This window comes from Actinosynnema sp. NPDC053489, from assembly GCF_044544865.1.
GTDB lineage: Bacteria > Actinomycetota > Actinomycetes > Mycobacteriales > Pseudonocardiaceae > Actinosynnema.
In genome coordinates this window covers 203,256-229,039 of sequence record NZ_JBITXT010000013.1, presented here as the reverse complement: position 1 = coordinate 229,039, position 25,784 = coordinate 203,256, and the positions used below count along the sequence as shown (strand labels likewise).

Genomic DNA, 25,784 nt, shown 5'->3' with positions numbered 1-25,784 from the left:
GCGATGGCTGCACACCTACAATCACCACCGCGGCCACACCGCACTCAAGGGCCTACCACCCGCCAGCCGCGTCCCCAACCTCACGGGGCAGTACAGCTAGTCCTCCCACCCAGGAAGATCAAAATTATCCGGCAGCGGTTGCCACCCGTCGGGGTCGAGACCATTCTCCAGGCGGGGGACTGCGGGAACGCACCACTGACGTCGGGCCGGAACCCAGACCATGGGAAGTTCGGCGGTGCCACCGCCAGCGAGAGGGCAACTGCCTATCACGATCGTTCCATCTTGCGGGGCGCTGTCCATCGGTCGCGGCAAGCTCATCGTTCCTCCCGGGGTGCCAGAAGGCACCAATCGCAGAGCGTGGATAAGTAGAGTCCCGCTCAACTCCCAAGATCGCAGGTCGCTCGTCCACGGGGATAGTCGTACATGAGAATTACTCACCACTCAAAGGTCTGAAGCCCGCTGACCTGGAGGTATACGCCAAGTCAGCGGGCTTCGTATCTGTCGTAGTGAAGTCAACTCGCTCTGGGGAAGATGCGGTCCATAGCGGTCGCTCCCTCGACCATCACGGGCACGATCTGGTGTCGGTAGACGGCCTCCGTTACCGCCGTGCCGCTGTGCCCGACCAGCCGTGCGATGTCCTCAAGCCGCACGCCGGACGCGGACAGCACAGACACGAAGCTGTGTCGCATTTCCCGAGGTGTCCAGTCCTTCGGGTTGAGGCCCGCGGCCTTCAGCACCCGCCGGAAGGCGCGCCGGACGTTGTGGGAGTCCAGCTCGGTCCCGACCTGCGAGGCGAACACCAGTCCGTGTTCCTGCCAGCGCTTGCCCGCCAACTCGCGTCGGGCGTCCTGGTAGACGCGGTGGGCCTTGAGCGCGTCTACGCATCGCGTCGGCATGGCCAGCGTGCGTCGTGACTTGCGAGTCTTGGTGTCACCGTCCTGGCGAACCGACCGCCACACGGAGATGGACGGCAGGACGACCGGATCGGCGTTCGGCTTGCCCTCAAGATCCACGTGTTCCCAGGTCAACGCGCGGAGTTCTTCGGTGCGCGCGCCGATCAGCAGCGACAGCACGATGTAGGCGTACATCGGCGTGTTCTCCGACGCGTCGAGCACTGCGGCCACCTGATCGAGCGTGAGCGCTTTCGACGGACGTCCGGCCTGCCCGGTCGGTACCTCGCACAGTGGCACCACATTGCGCTTGACTTTGTCGCGTGCCTGCGCCATGCGCACCGACCGGTTGAGGATCGAGTACACCAGCCGCAGCGTCCGCGTGGACAGCGTCAACGACAGTTCGGCAAGGAACTCGTCCACGTCGTCGGCGGTCAGCTCCCGCAGCTTCCGCGCTCCCAGGTTCGGGATGATGTGCCCTTCGGCCTGGTAGCGGTAGTTCTTCACCGTCTCGGGGTCGCGTCCGCGCAACCCGTAGTCCAACCAGGTGGTGACGGCGTCCTTGACGGTGTAGCCGCGCGGCGTGATGGCCAAGCCGTCGTCAAGGTCGCGGAGGATTTCCTTGAGCTTGTCCTTGGCTTCGGTCTTGGTCTTGCCGCTGGCCTTACGGGTGATCCTCTTGCCCTTGGTGTTGTAGCCGATGGTGGCGGTGGCGATCCACCGTTGCCGCTTCTCGTCCCAGTGCAGTCCGCCGTCCCCGCGGCTACGCCGTTTCGCCATAGTGCACCCCCGCTTCCTGCTCCAACAGTGCGACGTAGGCCCGGATCGCGGACGCCGGGATGAGCGTGGCACTGCCCTGCTTGACGAACTTGATCCGTCCAGCCCGCATCTGCTCGTAGAAGGTGCTGCGGCTCAAGGACAACAGCTTCATGGCTTCGGGCACTCTGTAGAGGTACTTGGTCAGTTCGATGACCACGGCCGTGTCGTTCACCGGTCCCCCTTGTCGTCCGCGTTCTCAACCGGCAGGTAGCGCGCCCAGGCGTCCGCCAAGCCGACCTGCTCCACCTGCTTGTCGGTGGCGTAGGTGACGTAGCCCTTGGCGTTGGTGGTGTTGTGCTTGAACGTGAGCGGCGCGACCTGGTAGCGGCTCAGCTCGCGGGCAAGTCGGCGCGAGTCGAGCGGTTTGCCGTGCAGGTCGGCCCACGGCGAGTCGTCAAGGGCACGGAGGCGTTCCACGATGTCGGTGGTGTGCATCCGGTCCGTTCCGGCCGCGGTGAACAGCGTGCGGAGGTCGGCCAGCAGTTGGATGCCGAGTGACGGTGTGGGCTTGTTGGCGCTGAGCACGAAGTGCACGCACGCGGCGCGTGCGGTGTCGGGCCAGTGGCCTCCGGCGGCGTCGGCGATGGCCAGTAGCGGTTCCCAGATTTCGGCGGACCGGTCGTGCACACCGTGCGGCATGGCCGGTTCAGCGTCGCCGAGCTGTTCGCCGATGCCGGTGATCCAGGTGGCCAGGGCGTTCCGGATCGGTGCGGCGTCGCGTTCGGCGCGGCGTTCCAAGTAGCCGTCCACGTGTTCGTCGTGGCGACGCTTGCGCAGGTTGACCGTGATGGCGCGGGTGGTGATGGTGTCGGGCATCGAGCCGACCAGTCCGGCCAGCGCGGCGGGCGCGAAGATGGGGAGGCGTTCGACCACGAAACCGGAGCCGGAGTCGCCTTTGACCTTGGGGATGGTGGCGGTGCGCTTGTAGCCGAGGTTGAGCATTCCGCGCACGTCTTCGTTGCCGCCTCCGCCGGCGGCGAAGATGGTGTCCACCTCGTCCAACAGGATTGTGATCGGACCGGCCGCGACCATGCGCACCAACGCCGCGGCGGACCCTGACGCGGTCATCTCCGGTGCCTGGGTGAGGTGCTTGGCGACTTCGAGCACGCGGGTCTTGCCCGATCCCGGTTCGGCGGAGGAGAGGATGAGCCGGGGCGTGACGTAGAAGTGCTCCGCTGCCCAGGTGTGCGCGTACCAGAGCGCGAGCATCGGGGCGCAGTGCTGGGAGGGGAACGCGGAGAACCGCGCCACGAAGTCGCGGGCCTGGTCGAGGATCACGTGACCGGGCAGGGGTGGGGCGGTCGGGACGACTCGGAGTGCGGCGGTCATGCGCGTGCCTCCTGGTGCTGGTTCACGGTGTTCATGCGGTGTGGCTGTGCTGGTCGAGGTCGAGGAGGTAGCGGCCGAGGTGTTCGGCGACCTGGGGGACGACGGCGTTGCCGAGTGCGGTGACGCGGGGGCCGTCCAGTCCTTGGGGAACCCCATCAGCCACTCGACCGCGTTGGGGTGTGGCCGCCAGGAACCCGTTGATCGGATCAGGCCACGGATTCGGGCTTCGGTCTCCGCTCGGTACCGGCCGCCCTTGGCTCCCAGACCCCAGCCGCTCTTGCCCCACCGCGCCAGCGGGGTAGGCCACGAGGAACAGGCGGTTGCGTGTGTGTGTGGGGCACCCACGGCGCACGCGGGAAGCACTCCCCATTCCGCATCGAACCCGAGGTCGGCCAGGTCACCGAGGAGCCATCCGAAGGCGACCGCGTCGGTAAGGAGAGCTGCGACGTTCTCCACGAGGACGTAGCGGGGTCGAACCACGCGAATGACCTCGGCCATCCAGGGCCATCCCCAGCGTTCATCGGCAACGCCGCGGTGTTCGCCGGCGGTGCTGAAGGGCTGGCAGGGGAATCCGCCGCAGACGACGTCGACAGGGGGACGTGACCGCGCTGTCCACCAGGTTGGGGCGGTGCGGACGTCGTCATGGCGGTCAACCTCCGGCCAGTGGCGGGCGAGTACGGAGCGGGCGAACGAGTTGATCTCGACCTGGCCGACCACGGTCATCCCGGAGCGTTCGAGCCCTAGTTCGAGACCGCCGATACCGGCGAACAGCGACAGGACGTTCATGCCGCGCCCCGCTCGGTGAACAGTGCCGCCGTGGTCGTCGCGGTGTTGTCGGTCGGGGTCTTTCGGGGACGTGACATGCCCGCGCGGAGGCCGTTGTCGATGGTGCGGAGTACTTCCCGGTCGGTGCACTGGCACCGGTCGGTGATCATGTGCAGTGCGGCGTTGAACAGTTCGGCCTCTGCTGTAGCCGAGGGGAGCAGTCCGGCACCCACGAGTTGCCCGAGTGCGACGGAGGCGACGAACAGCGTCCGCGTGTGTGCGCCTGATTGGGCTGCTGCGACCCTGTCCCGCTCACCCCGGACCGCTGCAGTGACGTAGGCGGGTAGCCGCTCAGAACGGCTCACGATCGGCGCTGTACGGGCCGGTGGCGGCTTGGGGGTGAGGCGCTGGACTAACCAGGCGGGCAGTTCGGCGGGTGGGGTGTCGTCGGTGACGGTGTAGCCGCCGTTCGGGGTGACCGATCCCGGTCCGACGACGTGGCCGCCCCAGGCGCGGGTGTCGACCTTCCACCCGAGTCCGTTGCCCTTGTCGCCCTCGGTGCTGCGCAGCTCCACACCGGACGGTGCCCGGAAGTACAGGTGTGTTCCGCCGCGGGCGGTGCGCACGGTGCGCGTCTCCCACGGCACCGGCTGTCCTGCTTCCTGGCAGACGGCGGTGAACACGTCGTGGCCGTCCACGATGCCCCTCCGGTTCCAGCCGTCCTTGGGCACGTCGTCGGGTGACTTGCGGGTGTCCAGGTCGATCACGACCAGACCGCTCGGGCCGGTGGCGATGCCGATGTTGAACGGTCCGGCCGACCAGCAGCGCTCGATGACGGCGGGGTCGGTGGTGGCGCGCTGTTCGGGCTTGGCGTGTCCGTCGCGGCACGCTCCGGTGCGGGGGCAGCGCTTCTCGCTGTGCAGTGCGGCGATCTTCTCGCCGGGACGCAGCGGGAAGACGTGGAAGCCGAGTTCGGCGGCGGCCAGGGCGTGGCGCATGAGTTCGTCGCGGGAGTCCATGACTGTCTCCTGTGGACGCTGTTAGTGAGGTGGCGGAGGGGTGCTCGCACCGGGGACGGGGTTGGTCACGTCCCCGGTGCGAGCTGCGGTGATGCGGAATCGGTCCGTGCCGTGTCGGCGGTGCCGACGTGGCTGCCGGTGTCCGGTGTGTGGGTCACGTCCCCTGCGTGCGGCGCTGTTCGCGCTCCCGCTGTGCCTGCTCCTTGAGCGCGGTGACGGCCTTGCTGACCGCGTCGTCGATCTCGAACTTGCCGCTGTCCCCGAGGCTCTCGTGACGCTTGTTGCGCAGCCGCTTGACCTCCTCGCCCATCAGCGCGCGGGCGAGCTTGTCCCCTGCCGCGACACGACCACAGAGCTCCAGCAGGGGCTGTAGCTCCTTGTCCGGTTCGCGGCGGACCATGGGGACGGCGTGCAGCTTGCGCACCAGGTCGTGCAGGGCCTCGGGCGTGCCGTCCGGGACCTGGGGGACGGGCGTGTCCGGGCCGTCCATGTTGCGGACCGCCTGGGACAGGCACGTCTTGGCGCGGCTGCCCTCGGGGAGCCGGTCGCGCAGCTGCTTGAGGTTGTCGACGGCCTGCTGGGCCGTGGTGTTGCGGCGCACGACGTCGGTGGCGATACGGCCCACGACGTTGGCCAACGGTTCGCCGTCCACGTTCATCCGGGCGTCGGGTCCCATGTACTTGACCGCGGTCCCGACCGGGCCGTCGTCGTGGTAGTGCACCGGGCTGTTGTTGCCCAGGTCGCCCCAGGTGTTGTCCAGCAACGGCTTGTCGGAGAGTTCTCCGGTCACCGGGACGGACACGGGGGCGGGTTCGGTCACGTCCCCGCTGTGATCTGCGGCGTTGCGGTTGTCGTTGCCGTGCACGATGTTCTCCTTGGCCGCTTGCACGTTGGCGTTGGCTTGCGCGAGTCGTTGTTCGGCCTTGGCGATGGCGTCGCCGTCACCGGCGGCCTCCGCCTGGCGGAGCGCCTGCCGTGCCCGAGAGAGCTGCTTGCGGGCGGTCTGGGTGGCGCGGCTGCTGGCCTGGCTGCCCTTGCAGCGACGCCCTCCGGCTCGACACATGTCACGTCCCCTGGTTGCGCTGGGAGTTGTCGTTGCCGCGCCGTTGGGCGCGCAGGTTGCGACGGGTGCGGGTGAACGCGTTCCAGACCTTGCGGCCCGCACGCAGGCGCATGCCGCTTCCGTCGCAGCGGCGGCACGGGCGGTAGGCCCTGATCAGGCGGGACTTGTGGTGACCCGCGCCGTTGCAGGCACGGCAGCGCTTGAACGGCCAGACCGCGCACGACAGGGCGTAGCAGAGCGTGACGGCGATGGTGAGCAGGATCGGGCTGGTGATGATCGTTGCGAGGGGGTCCACGGGTGGCCTCCGGGCCGGTTTTCGGGTGCGTGGAACCAACGCCGCTAGGTGCTAGGGCGCTGATCAGCGATGTTTGGGGGTGCTAGCGGGGGCGCTAGGTCTAGCGGGGTCCGGTGCTAGACCTAGCGCCGTCCGCCGGTCGCGCGGGCGACTACTTCCGGTCGCGCTCCGTGATGGCGGCGGTGACGTCGGAGCGTTCGACGCCGCGCCGGTTGGCACCCTTGCCGGTGACGGCGTCGGTGCCCCACACCTGGCCGGTGCCGACGCCGTAGGGCTTGAGCGCGGCGGCAAGCGCGGTCGCCTTGCCCTTGCCGTCCTGGTCGGCCCACGCCCCGTAGACGGCGGGCCGAAGGTCGGCAAGCTTGTCTACAATGGACTCTGACCACATCTTGTCCGCCGTGCCCATGGCGGTGACCACGTCGGCCAGCAGGGTGGACGTCACGTCCCCCGGCTCGACCTCGGTGTCCAGCCCCGCCGCGTAGCCGGTCAGCAGCCCGGCGGCGGTGCGCAGGGCACGCGCCCTGCCCGCGATGGTCTCCGCTCCGGGGCCGTCGATGTAGACGCCCTTGACGGTGGTGGTGTCGTCGGTGACGCCCTTGAGCAGCCCGATTCCCTTGTCGGAGAAGGAGAACTGGGTGGCGCGTTCACCGTTGCGGTAGGACGAGGTGCCCAGCACCATGTCGTTGGCCATCTGCCCGGTGACTTTGAGGCAGAACCGCAGCACGGCGTTGTCGCTGATCTGGGTGGGGATGGACTTCGAGTCGGGCCGCTGGGTGGCCAGGATGAGCACGATGCCGGTGGCCGGTCCGCGCTTGACCAGGTCGGTGCAAATCTCCTCGATCTCCGCGCCGTGGTCGGGGTGTTCGAACCACACCTGGCACTCGTCCACCCCGATCACGATCGGGTGCAGCCGCAGCGACCGCTTGGACGCCAACTCCGAGGTGACCTTGTTCTCGGGGCACAGGTCCTTGGGCAGTTCCCGGATCACCTTGGTGCGGCGGCGCATCTCTTCCCGCAGCGCGCGCAGGTCGGCCAGGGCGTACTCCAGGTCTTCCGGGTCGTCACCGGCCCGGTAGCGGTGCGACACCGGGGCCAGCGGCGACAGGTCACCGGTGCCCTTCAGGTCGTAGGTGTGCAGCTCCGACCGCAGGTCGAGCGCGGCGATGAGCAGCAGTTCCCGCAGCGTGAACGTCTTGCCCATACGCGGGATCGCCCCGACGATCCCGGCGACGAACATCAGCACGATCTCGACCCACCGGCCGCGCACGTCGGTGCCGAACGGCTGGGGCTTGAACAGGTCGATCGCGGCACCCTTGGCCAACGGCCACGCGGGCTGCCTGGCCTTGGACATGTCCCGGTCACCCACCCACAGCACGAGCTGACCGGGGTGGCCGGTGGTGTTGTGCTCGGGCCACACGCACCCGAGCGGACGCCCGAGCCCGGACGCGAGCTTGTCCCGCTTCTCGATGACCTCCGCCGCGGTCACACCCGGCGGCAGCTCCACGTCCGCACGCCAACCGGGTCCGTCACGGGTGATCGGGGCGGTGAACCCGATGGCGCGCTCACCGTGCTTGCTGACCGCACTGGTGATCCCGCCGATGCCCAGGCTCGACAACGCCCGCACCACCACGTCCGAGGTGAGCTTCGCCGCCTGCGCCCCGATCACCGCACGCCCCGCCAGCGGCTTGTCTGCCGGGGTGCCGAGCTTGCCGAGAATGCCCAGCGCAACCATGCCGCAGACCCAGGTGACCCACCCCGGCGTCACCGAGGGCAGCACCATCAACAGCACCACCCCCAGGGTGGACCCGACCAGCAACATGATCGTGCGCAGCCGGACCCGCGCGTTGCGCTCCGCGACGAGCTTGAGGTACTTCTCGGCCTCGCCCCGCAGCGCCATGTCCCGCCGCAGCGGACGCCCTTCCTGGTCCGAGACCCACCGGCCGGTCGCGGCCAGCAGCAGCACCGCACCGTGCGGGGACCGAGCGGCGAGCTTGAGCAGGTACAGCGGCACCCGCACCGCGTGGTAGCCGGTGGCGTGCGCGTAGTGCCGCCCCACCCACACCGCCGTCTGCTTGGCCTCCGACACCGTCCGCAGGTAACCGGGGACGATCGGCAGCCGCTCGGTCTCCCGCAACCGCGCCACCCAGTCACCGTCACTGGTGCTCCCGGGCTGGTCGACCAACACCGGCCGCGCGTCGGCGGCCGTGTCGTCGTCCTCGACCAACTCCGCATCCAACACGTCCGACGCCGGTTCGACCGCTGCCCCCGGTGCCGCCGCAGCTGCGGCGGTGGACGCGTCGGCGGTGGGCAGCCGGTAGACGTTGGCAGGCGTCTCGTCGGGCCGGTCGGCGGGGTCGGGCGTCCCGACCGTTGTGGTGGTGATGCTCATCGGGTCACCTCCGCGTCGTCGTCCTGGTCGTGGAGCAGGTGGGTGAGGGCCGCGCCGCAGCCGAGCACGACCACGGGCAGCACGGAGACGAACGTGGTGATCCACCACGGGGCCACGTCGATCCCGGACGCCTGCATCAGGTGGTAGGCCACCTGACCGAGCGCACCGAGCACGAGCGACCCGATCGCCGACCAGCGGGCGAACGACCGGGCACGGGCGGACTTGGTCGCGCCAGACAGCCACACCCGCAGCGCGTACGCGGCGTACGCCTCCACACCGATCGGGAGTGTGATGGCGGAGTTGATGACGAACGAGTCCGCGATACCGGGCAACAGCCGGATCTCACCGAACCCGGCCTTCTCCCCCAAGCCGACCCAGCCACCCCAGATGGCCACGAACGCACCCGCGGCCAACAACAGCAGCGGCCACGACCGCACCCGCGCACCACGCCCCGCAGGCGTCGTGACGGTGGGAACGGACTCGACCTCCGCCGGAGCGGGGATCGGGTCCACGACCGGCGTGACCTCGGCATCCTCCTCGGGCACCGCGCTGTCCGCGATCGGGGCCGACTCGGCGGGCGCGGGCTCCGTCGTGGGCCGGGTGGGCTGGTCGGACTCGACCGGTACCGCGTGCAGCCGCCGGACCGTGGCGGGGTCGGTCGACGCGGTGGCCTGCTCCGGTGTGAACCCGGTGGCCTTGAGCGCGTCCAACGCCGCGGTGGCCTTGGGCGCACCGACCTTGCAGTGCTTCATCACCTGGTTGCGCGAGGGCCACTGGCCCAGGTCCGTCGCCAGGTCGCGGACCTGGTCGGTCAGCGTGTCCAACGGGGTCGGGTACGCGCTGGTCATCGGGTGCCCCCGTTCCGGACGAACTCGGTTAGCAGAGTGGCCACGGCAGGGTCGTAGTCGCGGGGCAGTTCCGCGGTCAGTTGGCACAGCAGACGTGCGGCTGTGCCGTAGTACTCCGCGAGTCGGGCGGCCACGGCGGTGTTGAAGTCCCGGGGCAGGTCCCACACCAGCAGCCAGAGGGCATCGGCCGCCGCCGCGTAGAACTCCGCCAGCGCCAACGGCGCAACGTCGGCACCGGGACGGCGGGCGCTGACGGCCTCGACCGTGGCCACGAGCGCGGCCCGGTTGGACATCAGATCGGCGGTCATCGGGCCACCTCCACCCGGCTCATCCGCACCGGGCGACGCACGCCCCGAGCGGGCGGGAACAGCACGAGCGCGGCGCAGGTCAGGACGCCCAGCGCGGCCAGCACGGCGGCGGTGTGCTCACCGTGCGCGGCCAGCGTGTAGAGACCGCACGCGGTCAGCGCGGCCGACACGACCAGCCGCCACAACAGCACCGCCACCACCAGGGCGACCAGCGCCAGCAGCGCGAACGGCAACGGGTAGACCGTGATCAGCTCAGCGGGCATCGGACACCCCGCACAGCAGCGGCGTGGCGGTGACCGTGGTCTGTCCCAGGACCATGCAGCGCAGGTCCAGGTCGTGCGGCAGCACGGGCGGTGCACCCAGCAGGGCCGCGCCGACCGCGACCAGGAACACGCGGTTGCAGGCGTCGCTGCCCTTCTTGAACTGCGGGGCCTGGTAGAGCAGGTAGGCGGCGTTCCACCACGCCGTCCAGTCGCCGCGCTCGGCGGTGGCCAGCACGGTCATGGCCTCGGCGAACAGCGTCCGTCGGGACTGGGTGTCGGCGGTGATCGTGTACAGCGGGGCACCACCGGTCTCGACCTCGGCGACACCGCGCCGGGCCGTGACCCGCGCGGCCAGCAGCGCACCGACCAAGTCGGCGGCCTCACCGCGGACCAGCTCGTTGCCCCACACGACGCCACCGCTGACCGGCAGCGCCACCCGGTTGCGCACGAGGTCCAGGCGGGGCGCTTCGACGGCGAACCGGCGCAGCGCGGCGTCACCGTAGACGGCCACGATCCGACTGGCCGGGGTCTCCTCACCACCGACGAACGTGCGGGTGGACTCGTCCCAGCGCGAGCCGCGCCGGAACCGGCCGACCACGCCCAACCGGTCGTAGTTCGGCCCACCCTGCTCCAGGGTGACCGAGTACCGCTCCACTGCCGGACGGCCCGACGCGTCGTAGCGGGCGTCGTCGGCGACCGCGGCCACCGACCGCCGCCACCGCACCACCGCGTCGTAGGCGGCGTTCAGCGCGGCCACCCGCCCGCCGACGGTCAGCCCGACCAGGCCGAGGGCGACGTGGGCGTACACCTGCCGCGCCGCGCGGGCCTGCTCGTCGGCGAACGCGCGCACCGCCGTCTCGTCGGCCGTGCCACGCAACGCCAGGTGCGGAGTCGGGAAGTTCGCGGCGGTGAAGTCCGCCGTGGTCGCGGCGTTCATCGCTCCGCCGCCGGAGTGGTCGGTGTGGTGCCGGGGTTCCCCGTCCGACATGCTGATGCTCTCCTGCCTGCTCTCGTGGGCGCTGGAGACCAGGACCGGCGGTGTCTTCTTGGCGGGAGTCCGCCGCCGGTCCGAGGTGATGCGGGAGTGGAATCGGAGGCTCATCACGCGGCCTCCGCGTAGTCCTCGGCCGTACCGCCCTCGGCGGTCTCGGCCTCGAAGCACGGCCAGCACAAGCGGGTGCTGGTCGGCAGCACGTACAACGGGTCCTTGCCGCAGCTGCGGCAGATCCGGCGCGCGAGGTTGGCCTTGGCCAACGCGGTGAACTTCGCCGGGGTCATCGGCCGGACCGGCGCGGCCCGCTCGATCAGGTACAGCGACGCGAACACCGTCTTGCCCGACCCGCTGTGCCGCACGTACAGCACCGCCACTGGGTCCTGACCGTTCGGCCGCAACCCCATCGCCCGTAACTGCCGGTAGGTGGCGAGCCTGTCCCGCGGAGCGCAGCCGTAGGACAGCAACGGCAACCCGTCGTGCGTGCCCCGCGTGAACTGCGGACCCTCGGCCCACGGCACCGACGCCACTTTGACCCACGGGAACGTCTTGCCCGCCATCACGCGGCCTCGTTGCCCATCGGGCCGGACTGCGGGACGGACGTGCGCAGCACGCGCACCGTGCCGCCCAGCGTGCGCCGCTCCTCCCGCCGGTCCCGCCGCTTGAGCGCCGAACCGTCCAGCAACGCCGAAGAGGCGGGCGGCAGGTCCGCCAGCTCGTCCGCCACTGCCGTGATCAGCGCGTCGATCAGATCTTCAGTCAGCCCATCCGGGCTGAACGACGTCGATCCGTCGATGGTTTCCACCGTCTCGCTCCCATCTGCCTGGCGAGGCGCACTCGGCATGTCTGCCGATCCGCCTGCCGCCCAGTTAGAACTATCTCTATTAGCGCACGAGTGGTGCCGAGAGTCAATAGAGATAGCTCTATGTGGTATCCTCGCAGGTCAGAGACGGTAGAGATAGGGTTATCTGACCCGATCGAGGGAGCTGAGCGTGACGACTGGGTACCGAGAGCTTGCGGCTGTGCTACGGGAGGCGATCCAACGCGGCGACTACCCGGAGGGCACCACGCTGCCGAAGCAGGACGAGCTCGCGACGCAGTACGGCATCAACATCAACACCGTGCGCAAGGCTGTCGCAGTGCTTGAGGCGGAGGGGTTGGTCGACTCGGTTCGGCGGCGCGGCACAGTGGTTCGATCGCGCCCTGCCATGAAGCGTCTGGGCGTTGAGCGCTACGCCAAGAGCAAGTGGAAGTATGGCCTTGTCGCGTTCGCCGCAGACCGGGAGGCGTCCGGGCGCGCGTGGAAGCCCGGGGATCAGACGAACAAGGTCACGAAGGTCAAGGCTGACGCGGAGATCGCCGCTGCACTCGGCCTCGCGCCTGGTGTCCCGGTTTACGAACGGGAGCGGCTGGTGAAAGACGGCGACACTCCCACGCACACCCTCACGAGCTACTACAACCCCGAACATGTCGAAGGCACGCCCCTAGTCGACCCGAAGCCAGGTCCGGCCACTCCGGGCGGGGGGTTCGCCGTGCTCACCTTGCAAGGGCTGGAGCCGGACCATATGACGGAGAGCGTCCATGCGCGGATGCCGACACCCGAGGAGATCGACACCCTGCATCTACCGGCGGGCGAGCCGGTGATGATCCTCAAGCGGAGGACGTTCACCAAGGACGGCGTGCCAATCGAGTTCGCACGTGGTGTCCACGCGGCAAGCCGCTTCGAGTGGTCCTACAGCTTCCCGCTTCCCGACTGACCGCCGAGAAAGGTTAGGTACCAGTGCCTTCCACTGTAATCCCGGACGAGCACCGCGCCGATGTCCTAACGTTGTGGGACTACCACGATATGAAGCACCGGGTGCGCCCGGCGGACATCGCAATCGGTCTTGGTAGCCACGACATCGGCGTAGCCGTCCGGGCGGTCGAGTTGTACGAGGCAGGCACCGTGCCGGGGCTTCTCTTCACTGGCGCGAACGCCCCTACCACTGTAAAGCGCTTCCCGCGGGGGGAGGCCGTCCACTACCGTGAATACGCACTGGAACACGGGGTGCCGGATGAAGCGATCCTCATCGAGACCGAGGCCACGAACACGGCCGAGAACTTCACGCTCAGTCGGAAGGTCTTGGAGGATAAAGGCGTTCAGGTGGCATCGGCGGTATTGATCGCTCGTCCGTATCAGGAACGCCGTTCGTACGCGACGTGCAAGAAGCTGTGGCCGGAACTTGACATCGTGTGCACATCCCACCGCCCACCGTTGGACGAGTACGTTGCCGGGATTGGGGACGCTGATTTCGTGATCAGCATGATGGTTGGTGACACCCAACGAATGACGGTGTTCGCCGAGGCTGGATACGCCATCCCTCAGGAGGTGCCCGTCGAAGTCGACGCCGCATATGGCCGCCTGGTCGCAGCGGGCTATACAAGCCGCCTCGTTCGCTGACCAGTTGTAAAGCGGGATTGGCGCAATCGTGTACAGAGTTTCTTGTTCAAGGCTGCCCTGCCGGGTCGCTCGCGCCGCTCCGCCTATGCCGCTCGGCAACGGCCAAGTCCAGGTCGGAATTCCGGCAGTAGTTGAAGGGTGCTGGTGTATCTATGCGCGAACTTCTGCGAAAAATTCTTTCACTTCAGCCTGACTGGAGTTCGGATAACACTCCTGCTATGCAGGAACGGGGTCTTTTGGTTCGGCGTGAGGTGGTGGGATGGCTACGAGAACGGTTACCGTCGATCGTTGAAAACGCGCCAGAAGAGATTGACGACTGGCGGGTAGAAGCGCGCGATGGTACAGGGCTGAAGAATGAGATTCCTTGGGCTCGCGTGTACTCGGCCAGTCGATCGCGTTCTGCGACCGTGGGTTGGTATATTGTTTACCTTTTCGGTGCTCAAGGGGACCGTGTCTACTTGTCATTGAACCAGGGCACTACTCGTTGGGAGAAGGGAGACCTCCATGCTCGGCCTGTAGCGGAGCTTCGCCAGCGTGCCCGGTGGGCCTATAAAGCTCTATCACCTCTCTTGCAAAGCCGAGTCGACTTGGTGGAGCAAATCAGTCTCGAGGCTCGCAAATCTCCGCTTGGACCTGCTTACGAAGCAGGAAATGTGATGGCGTTCGAGTATGCGCTAGATAGATTGCCGAATGAAAAGGTCCTCGCGGGAGATCTGCAGTTTCTCGCGTCCGTTCTCGGTCATCTTTATCAACTGGCCGAGCAAGCAATCGATCTCCCTGGCGACCTGTCTCCAGAGGTGGTTGATGCGCTCGTTACGGCTGAACGGTCGGCCGGTAAAACCCGAAAAGGGCAGGGACTTCGCCTTACCTCGGTAGAACGTACAGCGATCGAACGCCAAGCGGTCACGGTCGCCATGCGTTACCTCACCACAGAAGGGTTCACGGTCACCGATGTCGGGGCAACCCAGTCCTACGATCTCGATGCATTACGCGGAGAGCAGCATCTTTTCGTGGAGGTCAAGGGCACTACCTCCATGTGGAGCAGTACTTCAGAGATTATCTTGACCAAGAACGAAGTAGATCTTCATGAGCGTGAGTACCCCAACAACATGCTGGTGGTCGTCAGTCAGATCACGCTCGACCGCACCGCTACCCCGCCATCGGCGTCCGGTGGTGAGCTCCATGTGGTGCACCCGTGGCAGGTCTTGCCGTCAAAGCTCACGCCTGTGACCTATCGGTACGTCGTTGGCGAGTAACCGCTCCGACCGCCGCAACGATCACCGGTCATCACCACAGTATGAAGCCGTTGCCTGGTCGGGGCAGGAAGACGGCTGTAACCGAGGGGGGTTGGTCTGGTGACCGGGTCCACCCCTTCCGGATGTCCGTAACTGCCGTAACTGCCGTAACCTCGCTGGTCAGGCGGTTACGGATGGCTCGTGGTCACCGTAACCGCCCTGGTCATCCGTAACCAGTTACGGACGCGGGCGGCTATCCGTAACCGTCTGACCTGCATGGTTACGGCAGTTACGGCAGTTACGCTTCTGGGGAGGAGGGGAAGGGGTGGCGGTGCTGTCGCAGGGTATTGGTCCACCCTTCGGCTACAGCCTGCCCTTGTCCGCCCGCGGACGGCTAGGCTTGCCCGCTATGACGACTCCGGCGGAGCTTGAGCGCAAGGTGCGGCAGCTCGACAACGACGTTCAGTCGATCTACGAGATGCTGGCCACGATCGAGGCCACGCAGAAGCGGCAGGGTAACCGGCTTGCCGAGATCGCGAACGCCCAAGTGGAGCACGGGTCGAAGCTGGACGCCATCTTGGAGCTGTTGCGAGGCAAGCGGCCCGAGTAGGGCTGACAGGCCGGAGAGCGGCGCTCACTGCGCCCGGAGTTGGCCGTAGCCGCGCTCGCGCGCGACAGCCTTTGTTGAAGTGCCCGTGGACCCGCTACGTGCCGCTCAGGAGTTGTCCATAATGGACGCTACGTGCGGGCGTCCGAGTGACTAACTGAGTGACAACCTAGCAACACGGGGCCGGACGCCTGTGGACGTTGCGGGACAATCGATGCAGGTCCCACTGACTGTCCAGGCTGGACTATCGGCCCTGAGAAGTGCCTGGGGGTCAAGGGGTCGCAGGTTCAAATCCTGTCGTCCCGACGGTCTGAAGAAGCCCGCTCGATCTGGATGAAAGCCCAGGTCGGCGGGCTTTTTCGTGTGCTCGCGTCGATCTTGATTTGACTGTCCACAATGGTCTCTACTGGCCGGTAACACGCTGTTTGGGAGGATTTTGGGAGGATCGGGTTGCGCGGGACGAAATGGGGTCGCGTTGGCTAAAGCGAATCGTGTCCTCCGTTCGGGTGTTCTTCCTGGTCGTGGTCGACGTGCATGGTGGTGTTGTCCGGGTGATCCCGGTCTGTGATCTTGCGGAGCGCGCACGCCGCTATCGGTGAGCACGGGTGGTGCCCGGCGGGGCTGCGGGGGTGTTCTGCGCGCGGTGGCCGTCACGGGCGGCATTCCGACGGGACATCCGGCTGTGTGGCGGATCGTGACAGTCGCCCGCTGTGCCGCGATCCGTGCCACTTGAGCAGTCGTCGTTGCGGGTCACGCGGCGGTTCGTCCCGTCGGCGGTCGTGTCCGGGTCTGTCAAACGAGCTCGTCTTACAGTCCCCGGCCAGGACCTGTGTGAACGCTGTCGGTCGACCACACGCGTCCCCTGTGACAGCACCGGTGGCCGGGACGGGTCCGATGGTGAACAGCCGACTCATGTCTACGGATGGGTCGTCATCGGCTACCCAGCGGTCACGACCGTCCGAGGCGGTGCGGACTCCGGATCTGTGTTCGGAGTGTCTCCCCAGCCGGATGCGCCGAGAAGGCTGTTGTTGCGACGGCGGATGCTGGCGGGGACGGTGGTGTTGTAGACGGTGATGAAGTCGATCTCGTCTTCGGTGACGTCGGCTTCGTCGTAGGTGTGTAGGACGGTGAACCAGACGTTGAGCAGGCCGCTGAAGTGGACGGTGAGCCAGGTGAGTTCGACGAGCATGCCGGTGGCGTAGGCGTTGTGGTAGGCGGGTGTGTCGGTGTCGGGGTACTGGTCGAGGCCGTGTGCGGTGATGGCGGCGGGTGCGTGGTCGAGCAGGACCTGGTGGGTGTGGCGGATATGGTCGTCGGTGATGGCGTGGGGGTGGGCCTGGGTGGCGGCGGCGAGTCGGAGGCAGGCCAGGTGCAGGTCGGTGTAGGGCGGGGCTTCGGGGTGGTCGAAGGTGGGGTTGCCGTGGTCGTCGACCAGGTGTAGGAGCATGGCTTCGGCCTGTTGGGCGCGGGTGTCGGGGTCGGGGTGTGGGAGGTGTTCGGAGAGGGTGTTGTAGCCGATGACGGTGTGGTGGGTCATGGAGTAGCGGCTGCGGTTGAGCAGGCTGACGGTGTTGATGACGAGTTCTTTGGTGACGCGGTCGAGGAAGCCCGAGGTGGGGTAGCGGACGGTGCCGCCTCGGGTGGTGTCGGGGTTGGGGATGTCGGTGAGCTCGCCGGTGTCGAAGATGATCGAGTTGGCGTAGGGGACTTCGGTGATGGCCAGGGTGGGGTGGTGGGCCATGGTGCGGAAGAGGTTGCTGGGGATGCCCCAGGTGGTGATGCTGAGGTCGTAGGCAGCTTCGACGTCGGGGTTCATCCTGGCGCGGGGCAGTGGTGGGACGCGGGTGCCGGTGGTGGGGATGACGAGTTCGTCGGCCATGCGGGGTTCCGCCCTTCTCGGTGACGGGGTGGTCGTCTGGGGCGGTGGGGACCGGGTTTCCCGTCGACGGCGACAGCTCCTACCGGGTGTGTGGGTGAAGGTGGAGTCGGACGATCTGGGGGTCGTGGTCGCTGACCTGGTCGTGGAACTCGGAGTTGACGTGGACGATGTCGTAGTTGTGGCCGGTGTGGGTCAAGCGCGGGCTGAGCAGGATGTGGTCGATGACCTGGCCGTTGCCCTGGTAGATGTAGGTGTAGCGCTCGTGTTCGGGCAGGGTGGTGGGCAGGTCCAGCAGCCCGAGGTCGGTCAGGGTGCGCACCGGTGGCGAGTACTCGGTGTCGTTGAAGTCGCCGGCCAGCAGCAGCCGGGCGTCCGGGTCGCGGGCGAGCAGGTCGCGGGCGAAGCCGGCCAGAACTGCGGTCTGCTCGCCGCGTTGGACACGGCTGGGCGTGCGGGCCGGTTGGTGGCGGCCGAAGATGGGGTCGTCGCCACGCTGTGAGCTGAGGTGGTTGGCCACGACGATCAGCCGGGTGCCGCGGAAGTCGAACTCGCCGGCCAGTGACTTGCGGGTGTGGATGAATGCGGGGTGGTCGGGGTCGATGCGTCCGGGGCTGATGCTCAGGCTGCCGTCGGGGGTGACGTGAACCGGGGTGGTGGCGTCGCCGCCGGGCCGGTCGACGAAGGACAGGCCGATGTCGGTGCGGAACAAGAACCCGACGCGGATGTTGCCGCCGGGAGCGCCGCCGTCGGCGCCGTCGAGCGGGTCGATCTGCCGGTGGTCGTAGCGGGGACCGCCCGCGGCGACGATGGCGTCGATCAGGGTCTGCCAGGTGTGGGCGGCGGTGGCGGTGCCGGTGTCGGCGGGTCCGTCGTCGTCCTGGATCTCCTCGACGATGACGATGCCCGGGGAGGCGAGGTTGGTGTGGATGGTGCGGGCCAGTTCGGCGACCTTGCCGGCGGGGGAGACGGCGGAGAGGTTCTCCACGTTGAACGTGGCCACCGACAGCTCCCCCTCGCCCGCGGGGGTGGCGGTCTGGCGTTCGAGTCCGGCGGGGGTGCGGGTCATCGGTGCGGTGGCGGGGATCTCGTAGGCGCCGTAGCGGTAGTCCAGGACACCGCGGGCGGTGGAGAGCCGGTCGCCGACGTCGATGTCGTCGGGCACCGCGCCGGGCGTGATCGCGCTGGTGAGGATGAGGCGTTCGGGGTTGGGATCGTGCTCGCGGGCGTGTGGGGTGCCAGAAGTCGGCTGTATGACCTGGCCTGTGGTTACGCTGCTGCAGGTTCGTAGTCGTTGATCAGGCCGCCGAGGACTGGTCGGCGGCGTATCGAGGTGTAGCCCTGCTCTGCGATCGGCGGGTCTGGTCGTGGTGGTGCGAGTTGCAGTGCTCTGTGGGGTCGTCGGTGGTTGTAGTGGGTCGCGTAGCGGTTCAGCACCGTCCTCAGGTGGTGTTCGTTGAGGATGAGCAGGCGGTCGGTGACTTCTCTCCTGACTGTTCCGACGAACCGTTCGGCGTGGGCGTTGGCTCGTGGACACCGGGGTGGGGTCTTCACAACCTGGATGCCCGCATCGAAGAGGATCGCGTCGAACGAGGTGGTGAACTGGCTGGCCCGGTCTCGGATGAGGAATCGGAAGTCGTCTGCTCGGTCACCCAGGTCCATGATCAGGTTGCGGGCTTGTTGGGTGGTCCATGCCCTGTCGGGGTGGGTGGTGGTACCGAGGATGTGGACGTAGCGGGTGGCGACCTCGATCACGAAGAACACGTAGACCCGCTTGAGCGTCAGCGCACAGTCGACGTGGAAGAAATCGCAGGCCATCAGGCTCGCGGCTTGCGCGCGCAGGAACCGTCGCCAGGAGGTGTCGGTGTCCCGCCGGGGCACGGGCGGGATGCGCAGGCGCTTGAGCACGCGGCGAACCGTTGACGCGGCTACCCGGTGGCCGAGCTTGAGCAGCTCGCCCTGGATCCGGCGGTAGCCCCAGCCGGCGTTCTCTCGGCCCATACGCTCGATCAACGTCACGATGATGTCGTCGACAGGCGGGCGGCCCGTGCGGTGGGGATAGGTCCACTTCTTCGCGACCAGGCGCCGGTGCCATCGAAGAAGAGTGCCTGGCGTCACCAATCGGTGCTCGCGCAGCAGTCGGGGGAGTCGGCGCACCAACGCGGCGAGCACCGCGCGATCGGCCCACTCCAGCCGCGGGCGGGGGTTGGTGCGGCGCAGTACGGCGACTTCGTGCCGTAGCACCAGCAGCTCCACGTCCTTGGCCGCTGATGACCGGCCAAGGAGAACCAACCAGCCGACGACCCGGATGAAGACCAGGTATAGCAGTCGTAGCGCCACGCCTCGCGATCATGCTCCTACAGCCCATGGTGCGCGATCGCCGCAGGTCGGCACCTCAGTGCAGAGTTCTGGCACCCCACACGGTCGCTCATGGGCAGCAGGCGCAGCAGCGCGAAGGCGTTGGTCACGCCGAGGTAGGCCAGTCGGAGCAGCACAGCCGGTCATCATGCCGTGCTGGTCGATGCCGTGGCGGATGACAGCCGTGCTGTGAGCGCTTCGAGCTCTTGGGCTTCGCACGCCCTCTACCTGCGTGGATGGAGTTCTCGGCAGGTACAACGCTGAAGTTCTTCCAGCTCGGCCAGATCACCGCCCAGGACTCCCGCTCCTCCCTCGCGGTCGCGTTCCTGCTGGCCAACGAAGCCGTCGCCTACGCCCACCTCGCCGACCGCCGCCAGGCCCTCACCGCCCTGCGCCGCGCCGAGGACGAGTTCGCCCACGCCGTCCACGACGACCAGCACCCGGAGTTCACCCGGTTCTTCGACCAGGTCGCTCTCAATACCGCCGTCGCCCGCGTCCACAGCCAGCTCGGCCTCGGCGACGCCCGGCACCGCGAGGAGGCGATCACCCGCCTCAACCGGACCCTGGCCGATACACCCGCCGACCACGGCCGCCAACGCGCGTTCAACCTCGCCTGGCTGGCCACCTACCTGCTCGCCGACGGCGACCTGTCCGCTGGCACCGAGATCGGCAACCAGGCCCTTCGAGATCATCGCCAACCTGCGCGACCGAATCGAGGAGGCCCGGATGAACGGCTGGCTCGGCGAAGTCCAAGGCCTTCAGGTCAGCCTCAACGAAGCCGCCCGCAAGCTGGTCGGCCTCGACCGGGCACGCGACCGTCAACCCGCCGGCGCGATCAACCTCGGCATGCCGAGCATCACCGACAGCAACACCTAGCCGGAGTGGTGGGCCGGGCCCGTCCGGCCCACCGCTCCGGTCCGACCACCAAGCAGCGCTGCCACGCTACGACAGCACGTAGCCGAACAACATAAGGCAGAGCACTACAGTCCCCGCGAACGCGCCGGCAGCGGCCACTATGGCCACGCGCAGCCCCTGGGAGGGCTTCGTCAGGACCCCAGCTACCACAGCCACCGCCAAGCCCAGCAGGCACGCGATGAAGGCAGTGAACACCTTCATGATCACCGGGTGGGCCAACACCTCCGGCGCGCTCGACTTGTCGGTCGAGACCGCAGGATCGGTGAGCCGGAGGGTGAAGTCGATCAACAGGTTCAGATAGGCGCTCATCGCCTGGTCCTCCCGATGGGCTCGGAGACCAGGGTTGACCATGCCGTCACAGCGCCCTCGTCGGCGGCGCACGGCTCAACCCCGCCCTCCGTCAACAACGGTTGACGAGGACGGGTCGGCCTACGCGCGCAGAACGCAGAGGCTGTCGATCAGAGGGTCATCGCGGAGCTGGAGGCGACGCAGCTCGCGCTTCGCGACTGAAGCGCCTTCGCTCCACAGGGCCAGCACCCCCGCAACCAGCACCAGCACGAAGACGTAGACGACGAAAACCCGACGCCTTTGCGGGGCGGCGAGGCGCTCGTCCGCATGGTGGCGATCAGCATGTCGCCACCGCTCGTCTGTCACGCCTCGGATCGTATCTCTCAGCCCTAGTTGTTGCGGGTCATGACGTTGGTGACGGCTGGTAGGGCCTGAGACGGGGGACGGGTCTTTCGGCGGCAGGATGGAAGTGCGACCAACACATCCGCCGAGCAGAAAGACCCGTCCGTGCTCCACCGTAACGCTCCGCTGCCCGTTGAAGGCCGCCACCGCCTGGTCCAGCGCTGCAAGACCCGTCCGATCGCCCACGTCGCGGTCGAGATGGGTATCTCCCGGCAGTGCGCTTCCAAGTGGGTCAACCGCTATCGCCGTTTCGGCGAGGCCGGACTGGCCGACCGTCCCAGCGCCCCGCGCCGGCAGCCCACCGCCACGCCGGCCGAGGTAGTTGTCCGGATCGAGCGGCTGCGCCGGGAGCGCAAGTGGTCGGCCCGCCGCATCGCGCTGGAACTCGCCGCCGAGGGCACGGCCGTGTCGGTGCGCACCGTCGGCCGGCACCTGGCCCACCTCGGTCTCAACCACCGCCGGTTCCTCGACCCGACCGGTGCCAACAACCGCGCACCCCGCCGGATTGTCGCCCGGTGGCCCGGTCACATGGTGCACCTGGATGTGAAGAAGGTCGGCGTGATCCCCGACGGCGGCGGCTGGCGGATCCACGGCCGGGGCAGTGAGCAGGCCAAACAGGTCGAACGCGCCAAGAACGCCTTTGGGCTGCCAGAAGTCGGCCATATGCTCTGACCTGCGGTTAGGCGGCTGCGGGTTCGTACTCGTTGATCAGGCCGCCAAGGACTGGTCGGCGACGTATCGAGGTGTAGCCCGGCTCTGCGATCGGCCGGTCTGGTCGCGGTGGTACGAGTTGTAGGGCCTGGTGTGGTCGACGGTGGTTGTAGTGGGAGACGTAGCGGTCGAGTACCGCTCGCAGGTGGTGTTCGTTGAAGATGAGCAGTCGGTCGGTGGTTTCGCGTCTGACGGTGCCGCCGAACCGTTCGGCGTAAGCGTTGGCTTGCGGGCACCGTGGTGGGGTCTTCACGACCTGGATGCCTGCACCGGAGAAGACCGCGTCGAACGAGGCGGTGAACTGGCCGGCCCGGTCGCGGATCAGGAACCGGAAGTCGTCGGCCCGGTTGCCGAGGTCCATGAGTAGGTTGCGGGCTTGTTGGGTGGTCCAGGGGCCGTCCGGGTTCGTGGTGGTGCCGAGGATGTGCACGTAACGCGTGGCGACCTCCACTAACGAAGAACACGTGGACGCGCTTGAGGGTGACGGCGCAGTCGACGTGGAAGAAGTCGCAGGCCAACATGCTCGCGGTATGCGCGTGCAGAAACCGTCGCCAGGAGGTGTCGGTGTCGCGCTGGGGTGCGGGCGGTACGCGCAGGCGCTTGAGCACACGGCGAACCGTTGCAGCGGCTACCCGGTGTCCGAGCTTGAGCAGCTCACCCTGGATCCGGCGGTAGCCCCACCCGGTGTTCTCCTGGGCCATCCGTTCGATCATCGCCACGATGGCGGCGTCGATCGGAGGGCGGCCGGTGCGGTTCGGGTAGGTCCACTTCTTCGCGACCAGACGCCGGTGCCACCACAGGACGGTACCCGACGTCACCAACCGGTGCTGCCGTAACCAGCCGGGTAGGCGTCGCACCAACGCGGCGAGCACCGCGCGATCGGCCCAGTCCAACTCCGGGCGGACTGACCCGACGCAGCACGGCGACCTCGTGCTGCAGCACCAGCAACTCCATGTCCTTGGCCGCCGATGATCGACCGAGCAGAATCAGCCAGCCGACGAGCCGGACGCAGATCAGATAGAGCAGTCGTAGGGCCACGCTCCACGATCATGCTCCTACAGCTACTTCTGCGCGATTACCGCAGCTCAGCGCCTCAGTGCAGAGTTCTGGCACCCCACACGGTGGCCTGTGATATCGCGGCGTCGAAGGCAAGGCTGTGGACCCGGCCGCGGTCGTGGAACCAGCGCACGACCAGCACGGCCTGACGGAACGGCCCCAACACGCGGCTGTCCGACGGCGTGCCGACCGAGCGGCGATGAGCAGCGGCCAACAGCCGGGCGAGAAACTCCACGACAGGGCGAGGGACGTCGAGCATGGCAGAATAGGGAATCACGTGAGCCTCTGGTGTCCGGGACAAGATCTTCGCAGACCTGTTCCTACCAGAGGCTTACGCCTTTCCGCAGGTCAGCACCTACTCGGTTTCTACACGTCGCTCACCCACGGTGCATTTCGCTGAGACAACCTCAATATGTCCGGGTGAACCGCGACGCCGACACCATGCAGTCCTGACTTCCGGCGAGTACCGGCCACTTGGTGCACATCAGGCGGTTCAATTGAATCTATGGGGCGAAAGACAACACGGTAATTCTGGCCTGCGCTTAGACTGTCTTAGCTTCGTCGCGCAAATCGAGTTGAGTCGTCAATGTGGCCGCCGAGGCCGTAGCTATGCTGCTGTACGTGAAGTTGCTAGCTGCCTGTTGAGCATTCAAATTCGCTGGCCGCGGCGACGGGTCACCTCCGCATGCACAGGTTGAGGTCGATCGCCGGCTGTCCGTCCTGGCGGGTGAGAAATTACCTCCCATGCGCGCGAGATCGCGAGGCGGCGGATCGGCATGTCGCTGTAAGGGGTAGACCGCTCCGCAGGCATGGGCCGAGTTCCGGTCAGGGTTCCTTGTCGGCAATGGTTTGCTTATCAGGAGGGCGGACTTTGTCTAGGAGATGAAGAATGTTTTCGGCTCGGCGGTGCTCTTTGCCTGTCTTGTAGGCGGCGTAGGCGCGTTGCAGGTGGTCGTATGCGGTGTGGGGATCGCCGAGGTCTTCCGCCATCAGCGCGAGTCGTTTGTGGGAACGCCCTTCCAGAGCGTGCAGGTCGATCTGCCGGCAGATCTCGATGGTTGCCCGGTAGTAGGCGGCTGCCTGCTCGAAGTCTTCCCGGCTGCGAGCCAGAACGCCCATGCTGAAGCGGATCTGGGCTTCGCCGATGCGGTCGCCGGCTGCCCGGTAGGCCGTCAGCGCGCGATCGTAGTGCTGTGACGCGGTGTGGAAGTCGTGCTCTCGTCGGGCCAGCGATCCCAGGTTGTGCAACGCGCGTGCCTGGCCCCGGTGGTCGCCCAGGGCCAGGCTGAGGGTCAGGGCGGCGTCGAACCGCTCCCGCGCGGCGGTGTGGTCTCTCATCTCCCGGTGAATGCGGCCGAGACCTCGCAACGCCTTGGTCTGGGCGAGCCGGTCGTTCAGGCGCACGGCGGAGTCGAGGGCCAGTTCGTAGGAGGCGAGCCCGTCTTCGGCGTGGCGGCGGCGGTAGAACAGGAAGGTGCCCATCGCGAACGCCAGCCGCAGCACCCGGTCGTGGTGGCCCTGCCGGTGGGCGAGCGAAATGGCGCCGACCAGGTTGGTCCGCTCAACCGCCAGCCACGCGTAGGCCTCGCCGCGGGTCTCCAGCGACGGGCGCCGCCGCTGCGCCAGTTCGGTCGCTTCGGTGTAGAAGTCGATCAAGCGGAGAGTCGCGGCGTGGACGCCGCTCTCCGGTTCGTCCGTCCTGGCGCGTTCCTCGGCATAGAGCCGCAGCAGGTCGTGGAAGCGGAACCAACCGTGCGGCTCGCCCGATTCGATCACATGAGCGCGACGCAGGCCGCCGAGCAGCTTCCCGGCCTCGTGCGGCGGCAGGTCGGCCAGCGCGGCGGCCGCCTCCGTGCTCACCTGCCTGCCCGAGTTGAGCGGCAACAACCGGAACAGACGCGCTTCGGCGGTCCCCAGCCGGGCGTAGGACAGGTCAAACGCCGCGCGCACGGCGAGATCACCCTGATACGTCAGCTCGCCGAGCCTCGTCTTCGCCTCGCGCAGTGACACGGCCATCCCGGCGAGCGGCAGCTCCGGGTCGTCGGACAGCAGCGCGGCAACGATGCCCAACGCCAACGGCAGCCGCCCGCACAACGCGGTGATCTCCCGTGCCGCTTCGCCATCGGCACTGATCCGCCCGTCGGCAGGGTCGGAGGCTCTCAGGACGTTGTCCAGCATCGCCACCGCCTCGGCCTCAGGGAGCACGTCGAGCGGAATCCTCCGCGCACCCTGCAACCCGCCCAGGGTGTGCCTGCTCGTCACCAACACCCGATGGGCCGCACCGGGCGGCAGCAGCGGCCTGACCTGGTCCGCCGAGGACGCGTTGTCCAGCATTACCAGCACCGGCGCGGTGCGCTCGGCCAGCCGGGTGCGGTAGAGCGCCTCCCGGGCCGCCTGCTCCGCCGGCACCTGCCCGGCCGGCACGCCCAGCGCGTGCAGGAAGACCGCCAGGGCTGCCCGCGGCTCGACCCGCGTTCCGGTCGAGTAGCCCTGCAGGTCGATGAACAGCACACCACCCGGGAACAGGCCCGCCTTGACGGCGTCGTGCGCCGCCCTGATCGCAAGCGTGGTCTTGCCGACGCCCGCCAGGCCCATGACGGTGGACACCACGACCGGCTGCGCGGAGCGCAACGCCTCGGCGACCAGCGCCAGGTCGGCCGTCCGGCCGGTGAACCCCGCGTCCACCGGCGGCAACCCCGCCAACGCAGTCACCGCAGGCACCTGCAGGTGGACATCCGCAGCCTGCAGCACGAACCCGTGCACGTCCCCGGTCAGCTCGTTGTGCACGAGGTCCGTTGTACCGCACAACCCCATCCCCGAAGGCCGAAAACAGGCGTTCGGCACCTGCGAGAGCATCAAGTGGTGGAGCAGGAGGGAGCGGAAGAAGGAGAGTCCGTTGTGCCGCAACGGGGTTGGC

General features: G+C 67.7%; 27 protein-coding genes and 2 pseudogenes. 6 read left to right on the top strand and 23 right to left on the bottom strand.

The genetic code is table 11. The features are described from left to right. Positions 1-512 precede the first annotated feature (512 nt). From xerC to ACIGNX_RS27610, 14 genes and pseudogenes are all read right to left on the bottom strand, one after another. Entirely contained in the window at positions 513-1,670 is a 1,158-nt protein-coding gene (xerC, locus tag ACIGNX_RS27675; protein WP_396543653.1) for a tyrosine recombinase XerC, read from the bottom strand. Further along, positions 1,654-1,881, bottom strand: a complete 228-nt coding sequence (locus ACIGNX_RS27670) for a helix-turn-helix domain-containing protein (protein WP_396543651.1) — start codon at positions 1,879-1,881, stop codon at positions 1,654-1,656. The genes xerC and ACIGNX_RS27670 overlap by 17 nt, the downstream gene beginning before the upstream one ends. Beyond that, complete coding sequence (locus tag ACIGNX_RS27665) at positions 1,878-3,038, bottom strand: DUF3631 domain-containing protein (RefSeq protein WP_396543662.1); 1,161 nt, start codon at positions 3,036-3,038, stop codon at positions 1,878-1,880. The genes ACIGNX_RS27670 and ACIGNX_RS27665 overlap by 4 nt, the downstream gene beginning before the upstream one ends. 390 nt (positions 3,039-3,428) lie before the next feature. Next, positions 3,429-3,824, bottom strand: a pseudogene (locus ACIGNX_RS27660) (DNA cytosine methyltransferase); the annotation flags it as partial. Next, positions 3,821-4,822, bottom strand: a complete 1,002-nt coding sequence (locus ACIGNX_RS27655) for a bifunctional DNA primase/polymerase (RefSeq protein WP_396543649.1) — start codon at positions 4,820-4,822, stop codon at positions 3,821-3,823. The pseudogene ACIGNX_RS27660 and the gene ACIGNX_RS27655, both read right to left, overlap by 4 nt. 154 nt (positions 4,823-4,976) lie before the next feature. Then, positions 4,977-5,885 (bottom strand): hypothetical protein, encoded by a 909-nt coding sequence (locus ACIGNX_RS27650; protein WP_396543647.1) that lies wholly within the window; start codon positions 5,883-5,885, stop codon positions 4,977-4,979. Between the two features lies 1 nt (position 5,886). Next, positions 5,887-6,180, bottom strand: a complete 294-nt coding sequence (locus ACIGNX_RS27645; RefSeq protein WP_396543646.1) for a hypothetical protein — start codon at positions 6,178-6,180, stop codon at positions 5,887-5,889. 151 nt (positions 6,181-6,331) lie between these two features. Further along, positions 6,332-8,569 carry a cell division protein FtsK gene (locus ACIGNX_RS27640; protein ID WP_396543644.1) on the bottom strand — a complete coding sequence of 746 codons (2,238 nt, stop codon included), beginning with the start codon at positions 8,567-8,569 and terminating at the stop codon, positions 6,332-6,334. After that, complete coding sequence (locus ACIGNX_RS27635; protein WP_396543643.1) at positions 8,566-9,417, bottom strand: ABC transporter permease; 852 nt, start codon at positions 9,415-9,417, stop codon at positions 8,566-8,568. Before ACIGNX_RS27635 ends, ACIGNX_RS27640 begins: the two co-directional genes overlap by 4 nt. Then, on the bottom strand, positions 9,414-9,725 hold the full coding sequence (locus tag ACIGNX_RS27630; RefSeq protein WP_396543641.1) for a hypothetical protein: 312 nt from the start codon (positions 9,723-9,725) through the stop codon (positions 9,414-9,416). Before ACIGNX_RS27630 ends, ACIGNX_RS27635 begins: the two co-directional genes overlap by 4 nt. Beyond that, a complete protein-coding gene (locus ACIGNX_RS27625; protein ID WP_396543639.1) occupies positions 9,722-9,988 on the bottom strand; it encodes a hypothetical protein in 267 nt (88 codons plus the stop codon). Before ACIGNX_RS27625 ends, ACIGNX_RS27630 begins: the two co-directional genes overlap by 4 nt. Beyond that, positions 9,978-11,090 (bottom strand): hypothetical protein, encoded by a 1,113-nt coding sequence (locus ACIGNX_RS27620; protein ID WP_396543638.1) that lies wholly within the window; start codon positions 11,088-11,090, stop codon positions 9,978-9,980. The genes ACIGNX_RS27625 and ACIGNX_RS27620 overlap by 11 nt, the downstream gene beginning before the upstream one ends. Continuing rightward, the gene (locus ACIGNX_RS27615; RefSeq protein WP_396543636.1) at positions 11,090-11,539 is read right to left on the bottom strand and encodes an RRQRL motif-containing zinc-binding protein; all 450 of its coding nucleotides are present in this window, start codon (positions 11,537-11,539) and stop codon (positions 11,090-11,092) included. The genes ACIGNX_RS27620 and ACIGNX_RS27615 overlap by 1 nt, the downstream gene beginning before the upstream one ends. Continuing rightward, positions 11,539-11,784 carry a hypothetical protein gene (locus tag ACIGNX_RS27610; RefSeq protein ID WP_396543635.1) on the bottom strand — a complete coding sequence of 82 codons (246 nt, stop codon included), beginning with the start codon at positions 11,782-11,784 and terminating at the stop codon, positions 11,539-11,541. Before ACIGNX_RS27610 ends, ACIGNX_RS27615 begins: the two co-directional genes overlap by 1 nt. A gap of 187 nt (positions 11,785-11,971) precedes the next feature. On the opposite strand from ACIGNX_RS27610, the gene ACIGNX_RS27605 reads away from it, so the two are divergent. The 4 genes from ACIGNX_RS27605 (at position 11,972) to ACIGNX_RS27590 (ending at position 15,264) form a co-directional block, all read left to right on the top strand. Further along, the gene (locus ACIGNX_RS27605) at positions 11,972-12,736 is read left to right on the top strand and encodes a GntR family transcriptional regulator (RefSeq protein ID WP_396543634.1); all 765 of its coding nucleotides are present in this window, start codon (positions 11,972-11,974) and stop codon (positions 12,734-12,736) included. Positions 12,737-12,759: 23 nt separating this feature from the next. Continuing rightward, the gene (locus ACIGNX_RS27600; RefSeq protein WP_396543633.1) at positions 12,760-13,419 is read left to right on the top strand and encodes a YdcF family protein; all 660 of its coding nucleotides are present in this window, start codon (positions 12,760-12,762) and stop codon (positions 13,417-13,419) included. Between the two features lie 152 nt (positions 13,420-13,571). Beyond that, on the top strand, positions 13,572-14,675 hold the full coding sequence (locus ACIGNX_RS27595) for an MrcB family domain-containing protein (protein WP_396543631.1): 1,104 nt from the start codon (positions 13,572-13,574) through the stop codon (positions 14,673-14,675). A gap of 304 nt (positions 14,676-14,979) precedes the next feature. Further along, on the top strand, positions 14,980-15,264 hold the full coding sequence (locus ACIGNX_RS27590; protein WP_396543629.1) for a hypothetical protein: 285 nt from the start codon (positions 14,980-14,982) through the stop codon (positions 15,262-15,264). 934 nt (positions 15,265-16,198) lie between these two features. Here the strand turns inward: ACIGNX_RS27590 and ACIGNX_RS27585 are convergent. The 4 genes from ACIGNX_RS27585 to ACIGNX_RS27570 all read right to left on the bottom strand — a co-directional run bounded on the left by ACIGNX_RS27585 (position 16,199) and on the right by ACIGNX_RS27570 (position 20,187). Continuing rightward, positions 16,199-17,140 carry a hypothetical protein gene (locus ACIGNX_RS27585; RefSeq protein ID WP_396543628.1) on the bottom strand — a complete coding sequence of 314 codons (942 nt, stop codon included), beginning with the start codon at positions 17,138-17,140 and terminating at the stop codon, positions 16,199-16,201. Positions 17,141-17,219: 79 nt separating this feature from the next. Next, on the bottom strand, positions 17,220-18,302 hold the full coding sequence (locus tag ACIGNX_RS27580) for an endonuclease/exonuclease/phosphatase family protein (protein ID WP_396543626.1): 1,083 nt from the start codon (positions 18,300-18,302) through the stop codon (positions 17,220-17,222). 104 nt (positions 18,303-18,406) lie between these two features. Then, on the bottom strand, positions 18,407-19,477 hold the full coding sequence (locus ACIGNX_RS27575; RefSeq protein ID WP_396543625.1) for an integrase core domain-containing protein: 1,071 nt from the start codon (positions 19,475-19,477) through the stop codon (positions 18,407-18,409). A 242-nt stretch (positions 19,478-19,719) separates the two neighbouring features. Next, the gene (locus ACIGNX_RS27570) at positions 19,720-20,187 is read right to left on the bottom strand and encodes a hypothetical protein (protein WP_396543623.1); all 468 of its coding nucleotides are present in this window, start codon (positions 20,185-20,187) and stop codon (positions 19,720-19,722) included. Between the two features lie 34 nt (positions 20,188-20,221). Here ACIGNX_RS27570 and ACIGNX_RS27565 point away from each other — a divergent pair, with 34 nt between their 5' ends. After that, positions 20,222-20,371: a hypothetical protein gene (locus ACIGNX_RS27565; RefSeq protein ID WP_396543621.1), complete on the top strand. Its 150-nt coding sequence runs from the start codon at positions 20,222-20,224 to the stop codon at positions 20,369-20,371. A gap of 66 nt (positions 20,372-20,437) precedes the next feature. Here ACIGNX_RS27565 and ACIGNX_RS27560 read toward each other — a convergent pair whose 3' ends face one another. Then, on the bottom strand, positions 20,438-20,719 hold the full coding sequence (locus tag ACIGNX_RS27560) for a hypothetical protein (protein WP_396543620.1): 282 nt from the start codon (positions 20,717-20,719) through the stop codon (positions 20,438-20,440). Between the two features lie 120 nt (positions 20,720-20,839). Continuing rightward, a complete protein-coding gene (locus ACIGNX_RS27555) occupies positions 20,840-21,064 on the bottom strand; it encodes a hypothetical protein (RefSeq protein WP_396543618.1) in 225 nt (74 codons plus the stop codon). Between the two features lie 141 nt (positions 21,065-21,205). On the opposite strand from ACIGNX_RS27555, the pseudogene ACIGNX_RS27550 reads away from it, so the two are divergent. Then, positions 21,206-21,739: pseudogene (locus ACIGNX_RS27550) on the top strand (helix-turn-helix domain-containing protein); the annotation flags it as partial. Between the two features lie 40 nt (positions 21,740-21,779). On the opposite strand, the gene ACIGNX_RS27545 reads toward ACIGNX_RS27550, so the two are convergent. From ACIGNX_RS27545 to ACIGNX_RS27535, 3 genes are all read right to left on the bottom strand, one after another. After that, entirely contained in the window at positions 21,780-22,262 is a 483-nt protein-coding gene (locus ACIGNX_RS27545; RefSeq protein WP_396543616.1) for an integrase core domain-containing protein, read from the bottom strand. 642 nt (positions 22,263-22,904) lie between these two features. Then, the gene (locus tag ACIGNX_RS27540; RefSeq protein ID WP_396543614.1) at positions 22,905-23,126 is read right to left on the bottom strand and encodes a hypothetical protein; all 222 of its coding nucleotides are present in this window, start codon (positions 23,124-23,126) and stop codon (positions 22,905-22,907) included. A gap of 566 nt (positions 23,127-23,692) precedes the next feature. Further along, the gene (locus ACIGNX_RS27535; RefSeq protein ID WP_396543612.1) at positions 23,693-25,654 is read right to left on the bottom strand and encodes a tetratricopeptide repeat protein; all 1,962 of its coding nucleotides are present in this window, start codon (positions 25,652-25,654) and stop codon (positions 23,693-23,695) included. Positions 25,655-25,784 lie beyond the last annotated feature (130 nt).